The organism is Luteimonas mephitis DSM 12574 (assembly GCF_000422305.1).
Classification (GTDB): Bacteria; Pseudomonadota; Gammaproteobacteria; order Xanthomonadales; family Xanthomonadaceae; genus Luteimonas; species Luteimonas mephitis.
In genome coordinates, this window is sequence record NZ_KE383817.1 from 272,284 (window position 1) to 285,304 (window position 13,021).

13 protein-coding genes are annotated in these 13,021 nt (G+C 69.4%); 10 read left to right on the top strand and 3 right to left on the bottom strand.

Features of this window, described 5'->3' with window-relative positions; genetic code table 11:
- Positions 1 to 25 precede the first annotated feature (25 nt).
- Positions 26 to 1,366 carry a metal-dependent hydrolase family protein gene (locus H570_RS0114960; protein ID WP_027081441.1) on the top strand — a complete coding sequence of 447 codons (1,341 nt, stop codon included), beginning with the start codon at positions 26 to 28 and terminating at the stop codon, positions 1,364 to 1,366.
- A 150-nt stretch (positions 1,367 to 1,516) separates the two neighbouring features.
- Positions 1,517 to 2,011 carry a thioredoxin domain-containing protein gene (locus H570_RS0114965; RefSeq protein WP_027081442.1) on the top strand — a complete coding sequence of 165 codons (495 nt, stop codon included), beginning with the start codon at positions 1,517 to 1,519 and terminating at the stop codon, positions 2,009 to 2,011.
- 71 nt (positions 2,012 to 2,082) lie between these two features.
- Here H570_RS0114965 and H570_RS0114970 read toward each other — a convergent pair whose 3' ends face one another.
- From H570_RS0114970 to H570_RS0114980, 3 genes are read right to left on the bottom strand one after another with little or no spacing between them, the layout of a single operon-like run.
- Positions 2,083 to 2,685: a DUF998 domain-containing protein gene (locus H570_RS0114970; RefSeq protein ID WP_027081443.1), complete on the bottom strand. Its 603-nt coding sequence runs from the start codon at positions 2,683 to 2,685 to the stop codon at positions 2,083 to 2,085.
- Complete coding sequence (locus H570_RS0114975; RefSeq protein WP_417472740.1) at positions 2,682 to 2,897, bottom strand: helix-turn-helix transcriptional regulator; 216 nt, start codon at positions 2,895 to 2,897, stop codon at positions 2,682 to 2,684. The genes H570_RS0114970 and H570_RS0114975 overlap by 4 nt, the downstream gene beginning before the upstream one ends.
- On the bottom strand, positions 2,894 to 3,517 hold the full coding sequence (locus H570_RS0114980; protein WP_027081445.1) for a DUF2178 domain-containing protein: 624 nt from the start codon (positions 3,515 to 3,517) through the stop codon (positions 2,894 to 2,896). Before H570_RS0114980 ends, H570_RS0114975 begins: the two co-directional genes overlap by 4 nt.
- Positions 3,518 to 3,647: 130 nt before the next feature.
- Between H570_RS0114980 and trxA the strand changes: the two genes are divergently transcribed.
- From trxA to H570_RS0115020, 8 genes are all read left to right on the top strand, one after another.
- Positions 3,648 to 4,538: a thioredoxin gene (trxA, locus tag H570_RS0114985; protein WP_027081446.1), complete on the top strand. Its 891-nt coding sequence runs from the start codon at positions 3,648 to 3,650 to the stop codon at positions 4,536 to 4,538.
- Positions 4,539 to 4,681: 143 nt separating this feature from the next.
- Positions 4,682 to 5,155, top strand: a complete 474-nt coding sequence (locus H570_RS0114990; RefSeq protein ID WP_051176467.1) for a DUF4442 domain-containing protein — start codon at positions 4,682 to 4,684, stop codon at positions 5,153 to 5,155.
- 225 nt (positions 5,156 to 5,380) lie between these two features.
- Entirely contained in the window at positions 5,381 to 7,480 is a 2,100-nt protein-coding gene (locus H570_RS0114995; RefSeq protein WP_027081448.1) for a bifunctional serine/threonine-protein kinase/formylglycine-generating enzyme family protein, read from the top strand.
- A gap of 39 nt (positions 7,481 to 7,519) precedes the next feature.
- On the top strand, positions 7,520 to 8,248 hold the full coding sequence (locus H570_RS17840) for a DUF502 domain-containing protein (protein ID WP_051176468.1): 729 nt from the start codon (positions 7,520 to 7,522) through the stop codon (positions 8,246 to 8,248).
- 11 nt (positions 8,249 to 8,259) lie between these two features.
- Complete coding sequence (locus H570_RS0115005; protein WP_051176487.1) at positions 8,260 to 9,042, top strand: queuosine precursor transporter; 783 nt, start codon at positions 8,260 to 8,262, stop codon at positions 9,040 to 9,042.
- A gap of 157 nt (positions 9,043 to 9,199) precedes the next feature.
- Positions 9,200 to 11,017 carry a DUF885 domain-containing protein gene (locus H570_RS0115010; RefSeq protein WP_027081450.1) on the top strand — a complete coding sequence of 606 codons (1,818 nt, stop codon included), beginning with the start codon at positions 9,200 to 9,202 and terminating at the stop codon, positions 11,015 to 11,017.
- Between the two features lie 186 nt (positions 11,018 to 11,203).
- Entirely contained in the window at positions 11,204 to 12,202 is a 999-nt protein-coding gene (locus tag H570_RS17845) for a PLP-dependent cysteine synthase family protein (protein WP_051176469.1), read from the top strand.
- A gap of 112 nt (positions 12,203 to 12,314) precedes the next feature.
- Positions 12,315 to 12,950: a hypothetical protein gene (locus H570_RS0115020; RefSeq protein WP_027081451.1), complete on the top strand. Its 636-nt coding sequence runs from the start codon at positions 12,315 to 12,317 to the stop codon at positions 12,948 to 12,950.
- Positions 12,951 to 13,021: the final 71 nt, after the last annotated feature.

Consider the following 13,021-nt stretch of genomic DNA (forward strand, 5'->3'; position numbering starts at 1 on the left):
GGCTTCGGCTACCGGGGAACCCAGAATGAAACGACTTGCGCCCACCGCGCTGCTTGCACTCGCCTGCACTGCCGCCGTCGCGGACGACGAACCGGCCGCCCCGGCCCCGGGCGCGTCGGCGGCCGTCCAGGTCCTGCACTGCGGCCGGATGTTCGACGCCCCCGCCGGCCGCCTGCGCGGCGAAGCCAGCATCGTGGTGCGCGGCGACCGGATCGAGTCGGTGCAGGCCGGTGCCATCGCCACGCCCGCCGGCGCCACGGTCATCGACCTGGCCGACGCCACCTGCCTGCCGGGCCTGATCGACACCCACACCCACCTGACCTTCGAAACCAGCCCGACCGGCTACACCGACCAGTTCCGCTGGAACGTGGCCGACTACGCCATCCGTTCCACCGTCTACGCCGCGCGCACCCTGCAGGCCGGCTTCACCACGGTGCGCAACCTGGGCGACGGCTCGGGCGAGTCGATCGCGCTGCGCAACGCGATCAATGCCGGCATCGTGCCCGGCCCGCGCATCTTCACCGCGGGCTCGGCCATCGGCTCCACCGGCGGCCACGCCGACGGCAGCGACGGCTATCGCAAGGACCTCGCCGGCGATCCGGGGCCGAAAGACGGCATCATCAACGGGCCCGACGACGCCTGGAAGGCGGTGCGCCAGCACTACAAGGACGGCGCCGACGCGATCAAGATCATGCCGTCCGGCGGCGTGCTCGACGAAAGCGCCAGTGCCGACAACCCGCAGATGACGCTGGAGGAAATCCGGGCGGTGGTCGCCGCGGCGCACGATTACGGCTTCACCGTGGCCGCGCACGCGCACGGCGCCGAGGGCATCCGCCGCGCGGTGGTCGGCGGGGTCGACTCGATCGAGCACGGCACCTTCATGGACGATGCCGACATGAAGCTGATGAAGGAACACGGCACCTGGTACGTGCCCACCATCATCGCCGGGCGCTACGTGGCCGAAAAGGCCGCGGTGCCCGGCTATTACCCGCCGCAGGTCGCAGCGAAGGCGCGCCAGGTCGGCCCGGTGATCCAGGGCACCGCCGGCCGCGCGTACCGCGCCGGGGTGAAGATCGCCTTCGGCACGGATTCGGCGGTCTATCCGCACGGGGACAACGCCCGGGAGTTCGCCTACATGGTCGAAGCCGGGATGCCCGCGGCCTATGCGTTGCAGGCCGCGACCACGCACGCGGCCGAACTCCTCAAGCAGGCGAAGGACCTGGGCAGCATCGAGGCGGGCAAGTACGCGGACGTCGTCGCGGTTGCCGGCAACCCGCTCGAGGATATCGCCGCGATGCAGAAAGTCGGATTCGTGATGAAGGCCGGGCAGGTCTGGCGCCGCGACGGCCATGAAATCACGCCGTGAATCCCGGATGGCCGGCGCCCCCTTCGCCAACGTCTCGCAATTGCCAGAAAGCTCGCGGCTGAAGCCGCGCCTGCAATGGACAAGCGACCTGTAGCGGCTTCAGCCGCGAGCCTTGCCTGACGCAACACCCCTTGCCCCCGGAGCCGCACCGTGACCGAGTCGACGAACCCACCCGCAGCACCGGACTGGATCGTTTCTCGCTGGTTCAACGCCGATGGCGCGCCGTCGCTGCAGTCCCTGCGCGGGCGCGTGGTGTTCCTGCATGCCTTCCAGATGCTGTGCCCGGCCTGCGTGCAGCACGCGGTGCCGCAGAGCCTGAAGGTGGCCGCCGCGTTCGCCTCCACCGACCTGGCCGTGATCGGCCTGCACACGGTGTTCGAACACCACCACGCAATGGGGCCGGAGGCGCTGCAGGTCTACCTGCACGAAAACCGGATCACCTATCCGGTCGGCGTCGACGCGCACCGCGACAACGATCCGGGGCGGCATCCGCTGCCGCTGACCATGCAGGCCTATGCGATGCAGGGCACGCCGACGCTGCTGCTGGTCGATCGCCTGGGCCGGCTGCGGCGGCAGCGATTCGGCCTGCTCGACGACCTGCGCCTGGGCGCGGAGATCGCCACGCTGCTGTCGGAACCGGCGTAGGTCGGGCTGCGTCCCGACCCGCGGGGAGTCGCGCAGCAACGCCGCCACAGCCGTCGGGATGTAACCCCGGCCTACGGCATCCCGGTCTTGCGGTTTCCTCCAGCCGCAACCACCGTCCACGCCAGCCACGTCGCGAACACCACGCGCTGCGCAAACGCCGGTGCAAGCAGATCCAGCGGCAGCATCGCAAGGGCCACGACGACCACGGCGACAACAATGCTCGCCAGTACCCGCGCACGCGATTCGGATTCGCCCCGCAACCCGAGCGCGAGCAGCAGCGTCGCCGGCAGCAGCGCCACCCACCACAGCGTCCACGCCGTCGCGTGCGCACGGCTGGCATCGGACTCCAGGTCTCCCGGATCCAGCGGCAACAGCCCCTGCGCCACGAACGCGATGGCCGAAAGCAGCGCCATCCAGGCACCGATGCGTGCGACCCACGGCGCGTTGTCGCCCATGGACACGCGCAGGCGCCAGGCGACGAACGCCGCGAGCAGGCCGGGCAGCACGAAGCCCAGCACGTTGAACGCCAGCGCGTGCGGCACGCCGCTCGCGCCGAGCAGCCCGACCGGGTGCCTCGCCTGCGAATAACCTTCCAGCGCTGCGCCAAAGCCGGCGACCGCGGCCACGAACAGGACCATCGCGGCGATCGCGGCCACCAGCGGCAACTGCTTCATGCCGACTCCCATCGAAACACCTCCTCCACCCCGGCCCCGAACGCGCGCGCGATCCGGAACGCAAGTTCCAGCGACGGCGCGTACCGCCCAGCCTCCAGCGCGATGATCGTCTGCCGGGTCACGCCGCAGGCCTGCGCCAGCGCCTCCTGGGTCATCTCGCCGTGCTCGAAGCGCAGGCGGCGGATCTCGTTGGCGATCGGCGTGCCGCTCACCGGCGGTCGCGCCAGTAGTAGACGATGGTGGCCGCGTTCTCGAGCAGCCATCCGAACAGCAACGCCAGGAACAGCAGGAACGCCACCGCCGGCGGCGTCGCCCACGCCAGCCTGTGCGCGGGCGATGTGCCCAGCACGACCATCAGCACGACAACGCACGCGATCAGCGCATGCCGTCCCCATCTGGCGGCACTGCGGTTGATCGCGCGGTCACGCTCGTCCTCCTGCACCGCCTTGCCGCGGCGTCCGCGCAGCACCGCCGAAATCACCACATAGGCCACCACGATCTGCAGCAGGGCAATGCTCGTCGTCGTGTTCCCCATCCAGGACACCGTGAACACGGAAGCATTGGACAGCAGCCAGGCGATCAGCACGCCGCTGTAGACCAGCGCCAGCCAGGCATCGATCTCCGCGGGCGCGGCCATCCCCGCCACGCCGGTGCGCGGGCGCGCCGACAACTGGATCGCGGCGACCACGCTGCCGATGGCCAGCAGCAGCGGCCCGATCGCATACAGGGGGGATTCGTCGAGCGGACCCGGCTCCCAGAACACGAACCAGAAACCGATCACCGCGGCGAGCAGGCCGGCGGTGAACCTGACAGGGCTGTACCTGATCTCCATGTCGCGTCTTCCAGACAAAATGTAAGCTGTACATTACATTCAAGGATCCACGTGTCAAGTATTTTTTACATCCGGTTGGAAACGGGGCCAGCTGGCACAATCTCCCGCTGAACACGCCATGGAACCCTACATGTCCCTCCAATCGGCAAGCCCGGCCCAAACGCCGCACGTTTTCGACGCCACCACCGCTTCGTTCGAAGCCGAAGTCCTGCAAAAATCGCTGCAGGTGCCGGTCCTGGTCGATTTCTGGGCGGAATGGTGCGGGCCGTGCAAGGCCCTGGGGCCGATCCTCGAGAAGCTGGCGGCCGAGTACCACGGCGCCTTCGAACTGGCCAAGGTCGACACCGAGGCCGAGCCGCAGATCGCGCAGGCCTTCCAGATCCGCTCGATCCCCACCGTGTTCCTGGTCAAGGACGGGCAGATCGTCGACGGTTTCCAGGGCGCGCTGCCCGAGGGCCAGGTCCGCGAGTTCCTGACCCACCACGGCGTCGCGCCGGCCGAGGCGGCGACGGAAGAAACACTGCCCGAACAGCCCGCGCCGCCCACCGACCCGCACGCCGAAGTGATGCGCCTGCGCAGGGAAGTAGAAGCCGAGCCCGACAAGGCGGAACTGAAGCTCGACCTCGCCCTGGCGCTGCTGCAGACCGGCGCCGCCGCCGAGGCCGGGCAGCTGCTTGACGCCCTGCCCGCGAACCTGTCCACCGACGACCGCGCGATCCGCGCACGCGCGCGGCTGGGCTTCGCCACCTTGCTCAAGGACGCGCCGCCGCCGCAGGTGCTGGAAGCGGCCATCGCGGCCAACCCTGACGACCTCAAGGCGCGCCACCTGCTGGGCGTGCACCACATCGTCGCCGGCGACGCCGAGGCCGGGTTCGAGCAGTTCCTCGAGATGCTGCGCCGCAACCGCGATTTCGAGGACTCGTTGCCGAAGAAGGCGCTGATCGACGCCTTCCGCGTGGTCGAGGACGAGGACATGGTGGGGCGCTACCGGCGGAAGATGTCGTCGCTGCTGCTGGTCTGACCACCATGCCGGAAGCAGCGCAGGCCAAGGCTGCGCCTCCGGCCACACCTCGCTGAAATCGGAACGCAGGCCCGGGCGCGGCCCCGACCTGCCGCATCCATTCGCCGCGAAGAAGCCCGCGCGCCGCCAACTCCAGGGAAGCCATGGCCCTCAAGATCACCGCACCCTCGCTGCGCCGCGTCCTCAACATATGGCCGCCGTTCCTGTTCGCCGGTGTCCGCGTGCGCGAAGTGTCTGACGACTTCCGCCACGCGCGCGTCGAACTGCGGCAGCACTGGTATACCCGCAACTTCGTCGGCACCCACTTCGGCGGCAGCCTGTTCGCGATGACCGACCCGTTCTGGATGATCATGACGATGCAGTCGCTGGGCGGCGACTACATCGTCTGGGACAGGGCCGCGGAGATCGAGTTCGTCAAGCCGGGACGCGGCACGGTCGCGGCGGAGTTCCAGCTCGACGACGACGTGCTCGAACGCATCCGCAGCGCCACCGCCGGCGGCGAGAAGTACCTGCACTGGTTCGAAACCGACGTCATCGACCGCGATGGCGATGTCGTCGCGCGCATACGCAAGCAGGTTTACGTGCGCCGCAAGCGACCGCGCGGCGCGACCGCCTGATTCGATCCGCGCAAGCCTCCCGGCACGCGGTGCGGGCGGCAGCGGCACACGCCAGGCATCGGCCGATGCATGCGATCCAGGACGCCCCGAGAATCCTTGCGGGGAACCGGAACCGGCGCTCGCGAGCCCGCGGTCACGTTTGCGGATGAGCGCGGCGAATCGGGATGGGTTGTTCATCCCTTGCCCACGCGCAGGACGTATCCTTGGGCGGCCACGGGGGGAACCATGCGCAACACGCTGTCGGACGAGAGCGCGAAGGCATCGCTGCCGGAGATCACTGGATACACGCTGCTGCGCGCGATCGGCCATGGCGGCATGTCGACCGTCTACCTGGGCGAACAGGTGTCGCTGTCGCGACAGGTCGCGATCAAGGTGATGCTGCCCGAGGCGCTGGCCGACGAAGTCAGCCGCCGCCGCTTCGAGAACGAAGCCCGCACCATCGCCCGGCTTGAGCATCCGCACATCGTCGGCATCCATGACGTCGGCCGCACTCGCGACGGCTTGCCCTACTATTCGATGCCCTGGCTCACCCGCGGCCATCTGGGCCAGCGCATCGCCGCAAGCAATGGCGGCATGGACCAGGCGCGGGTTCGCGAAATCCTGCACGCGCTGCTGTCGGCGCTGGGCTACGCCCACGCGCGCGGCACCATCCACCGCGACGTCAAGGCCGAGAACGTGCTGTTCGACGAAACCGAACGGCCGCTGCTGGCCGACTTCGGCATCGCCCTGCGGCGCGGCTATGGGACGCGCGTCACCACCGCCGGGCTCGCGGTCGGCAGCACCGCCTACATGGCACCGGAACAGGCGCGCGGCGAGGACGTCGACCATCGCGCCGACCTGTACGCGGTCGGCGTGCTGGCCTGGGAAATGCTGACCGGCAAGCTGCCCTACGAGGCCGGCGATGCGGTGTCGATGGCGATCATGCACGTCAAGGATCCGATCCCGCGCCTGCCACCGCGGCTGCGCCACTGGCAGCGGTTCTTCGACCGCGCACTGGCGAAGGGCCCGCTCAAGCGCTTCCACGATGCCGCGCACATGCTCGCCGCGCTCGACCGCGTGCCGCAGCGCAGCGGTACCCACGAGATGCTCGCACTGCCTGCACTGCGCGAGCAGGTGGCAAGAGTCGGCAGGATGCCGCTGTGGGCGTGGCTGGGCGTGGTGCTCGCGGTCGCCGCCGGCATCGGCCTGTTCCTGCGCCAGGGCAGCGAAGGCAGCGACTATTTCCGCGTGGCGAAACCACCCGTGGTCGCCATGACCGACAGCGAAGCCACGTTCGCGCTGCCGGCCCCGCCCGACCCGGCCAACCAGCCGCTCACAGGCGATCCGGCGGGCGCACTGCTGCGCGCGGCGCCGACCTCCAACGCCGAGCACTGGGTCGCCCGCGCCGACGCGCAGATCAAGCGCGGCCGCCTCGGTGCGCCGGACAACGACAACGCGCGCGACAGCCTGCTGGCCGCGCAGCACAGCGATGCGAGCTATGCCGGCCTGCCGACGGCCGTCGACCGGTTCATCGACGCGAGCGCGAGCGCCGCGGTGCGCAGCATCCGCGACGGCGACGACAGGCAGGCCGCGGTGCGCATCGGCGACGCGATGAAGGTCGCCGAGGCAACGCGGCAGGCGAACGGCAACGCCGTCGCCAGGCTGCGCAAGCGCGTGATGCAGGCCCTGCAGGCGCGCATCGATGCCGCCGCCGCCGCATTCGACCGCGAAAGCGCGCAGCGGGTGGTGGAAGGCGCACGCGCCTATGGCCTCTCGCGCAACCAGCTGCAGCAGCTGTCCGCCCGCGCCGCCGAGATCCCACAGCCGGGCGAACGCCTGGACAAGGTGGCCGGGGACATGGTGCTGGTGCGCAACGGCAGCACCGTGTTCGCCGCCGCACGGCGCCCGGTCACTCGCGACGAGTACGCACGCTTTGCCAGCGCCACCGGCCGCGCACCAGCGCGCTGCCGCGTCAGTGCCTCGCTGCTGCGCGTGCTGGCGCCGCGCGACTGGCAATCACCTGGATTCGAGCAGTCCGGCAACCAGCCGGTCGTCTGCGTGTCCTGGGAAGACGCCAACGCCTACGCGCACTGGCTCGGCCAGCGCAACGGCCACGGCTACCGCCTGCCGCAGGCGCGCGAAGCGGCGCTGCTGCCGGCCGCTGGCGCCGGCAGGCAGGTTTCGGAGTGGAACAGCGACTGCAGCGGCAACTGCAGCCAGCGGATCGGCAGCGGCGCCAGCTGGCGCGGCGGAAAAGGCACGCGGTCACTGGAGCCTGATCGCGGCTACGATGATGTCGGCATCCGCCTGGTCAGCGACCTGCCGCACGCCACCGCGACCCGCTGACATCCTGCCGCGCGGTGCGCGGCCCGGTAGAATCCCGCCATGCCCACGCCCCCATCGAGCACGCCGCCACCAGGCACACCATCGCAACCTGCGCCGGCGCGGCACGGCCTCAAGAAGACCCTGCTCTCCGGCCTGCTCACCCTGCTGCCGATCTGGCTCACCTGGGTGGTGGTGAAATTCGTGTTCGTGCTGCTCAGCGACCTCAGCAAGCCCTGGGTGGAACCGCTGTCGCAGCGCATCGCCGACGGCAACCCGCAGCTGCTCGGCTGGTTCTCCGACCGCTGGGTGCAGACCACCATTGCGATGGTCGCGACACTGCTGGTGATCCTGCTGGTCGGCTGGCTGGCGCGGCGCGTGGTCGGGCAGCGGCTGCTGGGCTGGTTCGAGGCGCTGGTCGCACGAGTGCCGCTGGCAAACACCATCTACGGCAGCGCGCGCAAGCTGCTCGACATCCTCCAGACCAAGCCCGACGGCACCCAGCGCGTGGTGCTGATCGACTTCCCGCACAGCCAGATGAAGTCGGTGGGCTTCGTCACCCGCGTGATCCGCGAACAGGGCACGGGACGCGAACTGGCCGCGGTCTACGTGCCGACCACGCCCAACCCGACTTCCGGCTACCTCGAGATCGTGCCGGTGGAAAAGATCACGCCCACCGACTGGACCGTCGACCAGGCGATGAGCTTCATCATCTCCGGCGGCGCGGTCGCGCCCGAGACCATCCCGTTCGCGCCACCTGGCGCAGCCGCCCCGGCGACGTTGCCCGGGTGAGCGCGCGCAACCTGGCAGCGGCGCCGCAGCGCCTCGTCGATGACCGCACCACGCGGCTGTTCATCGCGCTGTCGGCGTTCTTCTGTGTCAACGCGGCGCTGGCCGAGTTCATCGGCGTCAAGATCTTCGCGCTCGAGGACACGCTCGGCATCCGGCCGCTGGAGTGGAACCTGTTCGGCCAGACCGGTTCGCTGAACTTCACCGCCGGCACCCTGCTGTGGCCGATCGTGTTCATCATGACCGACACGATCAACGAGTACTTCGGCCGCCGCGGCGTGCGCTTCATCAGCTGGCTGGCGGCGGCGCTGATCGTCTACGGCTTCGCGTTTGCGTTCATCGCCATCCACCTCGCGCCGGCATCGTGGTGGGTGGGCGTGGCCAGCGACCAGGGCGTGCCGGATTACCAGGCCGCGTTCGCCGCGGTGTTCGGGCAGGGGCTGTGGACGATCTGGGGCTCGCTGGTCGCCTTCATGCTCGGCCAGCTGATCGACGTGAACGTCTACCACCGCATCCGCCGCCGCACCGGCGACCGCCAGGCGTGGCTGCGCGCGACGGGGTCGACCGCAGTATCGCAGCTGATCGACAGCTTCGTGGTGCTGTACATTGCCTTCGTGCTCGGGCCGCAGCACTGGGAGATGTCGCTGTTCCTGGCCGTCGGCACGCTCAACTACCTCTACAAGATGCTCGCCGCGATCGCGCTGATCCCGCTGCTGTACCTCGCCCGCGCCGGCATCCGCCGCTATCTGGGCAGCGCCCGCGCCGCCGAATTGCAGGCACACGCGGCGCAGGGCTGATCCCGCTTCGCACAGGCGCGCAGGAGCCCGCGGCCCAAGCCGCTTCCACGGAAAGCGCGGACGCCTGCCCGCGCCGCGTGGTGACCTTTGGCCCATGCCCGCACCGCGGCGGCCGGCGACAGTGCCTAATTGCCGCATTCCATCCGGGGAAACCGCCATGACCGCACGCCCGCTGCTGCTCAGCCTCGCCATTGCCGCCACGATTGCCGGCGCGCTGGCCCTGCCCTCGGCCGCCTTCGCGCAGGAAGCCGCGGCCGCGGCCGCCCCCGCCAGCGACAAGGCCGCAAAACTCAACGCGCTGTACGACGAATACTGGGAAGCGCTGCTCAAGCTCAACCCGCTGCAGGCCACGTTCCAGGGTGACAGCCGCTACAACGACCAGCTTCCCGACTTCTACAGCGCCGATTTCCGCGCGAAGTCGCACGACTTCACCGAGAACTGGCTCAAGCGCATCGAAGCGGTCGGCTCCGACGGACTGTCCGGCCAGGACCTGCTGAGCTACGAGATCTTCGTGCGCGACGCGGCCGACTCGCTGGAGTCGGAGAAGTACCCGGACTGGATGATGCCGGTCAACCAGATGGGCAGCATCGCCAGCTACGCGATCATGCTCGGCTCCGGCACCGGCGCGCAGCCGTTCAAGACGGTCAAGGATTACGACAACTGGCTGGCGCGCGGCAACCGCCTTCCGGTGCTGTTCGACAGCGCGATCGGCAACATGCGCCAGGGCATGGCCGCCGGCGTGGTGCAGCCGCGCGCGCTGATGGAAAAGGTGGTGCCGCAGCTCGACGCTTTGATCAAGGACAAGCCCGAGGACACGCTGCTGTGGCGGCCGATCACGTCGATGCCGGCGGACTTCAGCGACGCCGACCGTAAGCGGCTGACCGCGCAGTACCGCGAGATGATCGGCGAACGCATCATCCCGGCGTTCCGCAAGCTGCGCGCCTTCATCGCCGACGACTACCTGCCGGCCACCCGCGACAGCGTGGGCCTGGACAAGCTGCCCGACGGCGCGGCGTGGTACGCCTTCAACGCGCACCAGTCCACCACCACCGACATGACGCCGGCGCAGATCCACCAGCTGGGCCTGGACGAGGTCGCGCGCATCCACGGCGAGATCCGCAAGGTGATGGTCGAGGCCGGGTTCAAGGGTTCGCTGCAGGAATTCTTCGAGTTCATGAAGACCGACCCACAGTTCAGCTTCAAGAGCGAGGACGCGCTGCTGGCGTACTACCGCTCGCTCGAGGACCGCATCAACCAGCGCGTCCCGGAGCAGTTCTCGCTGCTGCCCAAGGCGCCGTTCGAGATCCGCCCGGTCGAACCGTTCCGCGCCAAGTCCGCCGCCGGCGGCAGCTACATGTCGCCCAGCGAGGACGGCACGCGCCCGGGCGTCTTCTACGTCAACACTTACGACCTGCCCACGCGCAAGACCTGGGACGCCGAAGACCTGTTCCTGCACGAAGCCATCCCCGGCCATCATTTCCAGCTGGCGCTGCAGCAGGAACTGACCGGCCTGCCGAAGTTCCGCCGCTTCGGCGGCCAGACCGCCTTCATCGAGGGCTGGGGCCTGTATGCCGAATCGCTGGGCAAGTCGCTGGGCGTGTACGAAACGCCGTACGACTACTTCGGCTACCTGCAGAACGAACTGTGGCGCGCGATCCGCCTGGTCACCGACACCGGCCTGCACAGCAAGGGCTGGACCCGCGAACAGGTGATCAGGTACATGCTCGACAACTCCGCCGAGAGCGAGACCCAGGCCACCGCCGAAGCCGAGCGCTACATCGCCTGGCCGGGACAGGCGCTGGCCTACAAGATCGGCGAACTCAAGATCCAGTCGCTGCGCCGCAAGGCGGAACAGGCGCTGGGGCCGAAGTTCGACGTGCGCGAGTTCCACGCCGAGGTGCTCAAGGACGGCGCGGTGCCGCTGGAGATCCTCGAGGCCAAGATCGACCGCTGGATTGCCAGCCACGCCGGCTGAGGCCAACACGCCGGCGCCTTGATGCAGGTCAGGGTGCCGCGCGGCGGCACGCAGGATGCTGGCACCCTGCGATCCAGCCGTCCGGAGCGCACGTCGCCGGCCCGGATTCACGCGGCGATCCCTCGCCGCGCGGTCCCAGGGCGCAACCGCGGGGCCACGGCCCAGCCGTTGATCCCGGAGACCGCCATGCCCACGCCATCGATTGCCGCCCACAGCGCCCCCGCCGCTGCGCGCCGCTTCAACGGGGTCTCGCACAGCCTGCTCGACGCCATCGGCGACACCCCGCTGCTGGAAATCGAGGGCATCTTCGCCAAGCTCGAATTCCTCAATCCCTCCGGTTCCATCAAGGCGCGCATCGCGCTCTACATGATCGAGCGCGCGGAGCAATCCGGCCTGCTCAAGCCGGGCGACACCATCGTCGAGGCGACCAGCGGCAACACCGGCAATGCGCTGGCGATGGTGGCTGCGGTCAAGGGCTACCGGATGCTGGTGGTGATGCCCAACGGCCTGTCCAGCGAACGCGTGGCGATCTCGCGCGCCTACGGCGCCGAGGTGCTGCTGTGCGGGGATTTCCACGTCGACCACGCGTTGAAGCGCGCGCATGAACTCGGCGCGCAGCCGGGCTTCTTCTGCCCCAGCCAGTTCGAATCGGAATGGAACATCGAGGAAAACCGCTGCGTGCTGGGCCCGGAAATCCTGTCGCAGCTTCCCGCCGGCCGCATCCCCGACGCGCTGGTGCTGGGCGTGGGTACCGGCGGCACCCTGATCGGCGTGGGCCAGGCATTCCGCGCGGTCAATCCGCGCGTGCGCCTGTTCGCGATGGAGCCGGCGGAGTCGCCGACCATCGCCTGCCATGAAGTCGCCACGCATGCCATCGAAGGGATTTCCGACGGCTTCGTGCCCGGCATCTACCAGCGCAACGCGGACCAGGTCGATGCCGTGCTCACCGTCAGCAGCGCCGATGCGGTTGCGGAAATGAAGCGCCTCGCGCGCCAGTACGGCCTGCTCTGCGGGCCCAGCTCGGGCGCGCACCTGCTGGCGGCCACGCGCATCCGCGCGCGCAATCCGGAACTTGCCACCGTGGTCACGGTGTTCTGCGACATGGGCGAAAAATACCTGCACGAGCATTTCATGGCGCGTGCCGACCACGCGCCTGCGGCAGCGGACCATCACGTCCACGCCTGAGCTGTCGGGCCCGCTTCACGCCGCGGCGCCGCGCCGACTGCTTGATCCAGGTCAGCGTTTGCATGAGGGCCGGCGACTACCTTGACGACTCCGATTGCGGCCGGAGTCCGCCATGCAGTTTCCCGACTTCTATTCGCAGGCACCGGTGGTCCCTACCCACGATGCGCTGGCCGAACTGCTGGGCGCCAGCGATGGCGGGCTGCTCGACTATCGCTACGCCGATTGCGTGCGCCTGGCCGGGCATTCCTGCCCCACCGTCGCCGGTGCCTTCCTGATGGCACGTTCGGCGTTGCAGGCGCTGTATCCCGACGGCCCGGCCGAACGCGGCGACATCGAAGTGCGGATGCCCGCGCCCGAGCACCACGGCACCACCGGCGTCGTCGCACAGGTCCTGACCCTGTTGACCGGCGCGGCTGCGAGCAATGGTTTCCAGGGCATCGGCGGACGATATGCGCGCCACGGCCTGCTCGGCTACGCCGGCCGCCATGAAGGCGACGCCATCGGATTCCGCCGCCGCGACACCGGCGCGAGCGTTGCGGTTTCGCTGGACGTCTCGCACGTCCCCGGTAATCCGCACCAGCGCGAATGGCTGGCTGCGATCATGCAGGGCCGCGCCGATGCCGCGCAGCGCCGGGCCTTTGCCGAAGGCTGGCAGGCGCGGGTGCGCGCGATGCTGCTCCAGCACGCCGATGATCCGCGCATGATCCGGCTGGCGCGAACCGCCCCGGGGGTGCCTGGGCTCGCGTGACCATCGCCGCCGCGCGGCACGCATGACTTCAGGCCGGCTCGCGCACTGACGGCGACGGTTAGGATGTCCCC

Coding starts and splice junctions, on each gene's coding strand:
- H570_RS0114960 (WP_027081441.1), top strand. CDS start 26: ATGAAACGACTTGCGCCCACCGCGCTGCTTGCACTCGCCTGCACTGCC.
- H570_RS0114995 (WP_027081448.1), top strand. CDS start 5,381: ATGCGCAACACGCTGTCGGACGAGAGCGCGAAGGCATCGCTGCCGGAG.
- H570_RS0115020 (WP_027081451.1), top strand. CDS start 12,315: ATGCAGTTTCCCGACTTCTATTCGCAGGCACCGGTGGTCCCTACCCAC.
- H570_RS0115010 (WP_027081450.1), top strand. CDS start 9,200: ATGACCGCACGCCCGCTGCTGCTCAGCCTCGCCATTGCCGCCACGATT.
- H570_RS17845 (WP_051176469.1), top strand. CDS start 11,204: ATGCCCACGCCATCGATTGCCGCCCACAGCGCCCCCGCCGCTGCGCGC.
- H570_RS17840 (WP_051176468.1), top strand. CDS start 7,520: ATGCCCACGCCCCCATCGAGCACGCCGCCACCAGGCACACCATCGCAA.
- H570_RS0114970 (WP_027081443.1), bottom strand. CDS start 2,685: ATGAAGCAGTTGCCGCTGGTGGCCGCGATCGCCGCGATGGTCCTGTTC.
- trxA (WP_027081446.1), top strand. CDS start 3,648: ATGTCCCTCCAATCGGCAAGCCCGGCCCAAACGCCGCACGTTTTCGAC.
- H570_RS0114980 (WP_027081445.1), bottom strand. CDS start 3,517: ATGGAGATCAGGTACAGCCCTGTCAGGTTCACCGCCGGCCTGCTCGCC.
- H570_RS0114990 (WP_051176467.1), top strand. CDS start 4,682: ATGGCCCTCAAGATCACCGCACCCTCGCTGCGCCGCGTCCTCAACATA.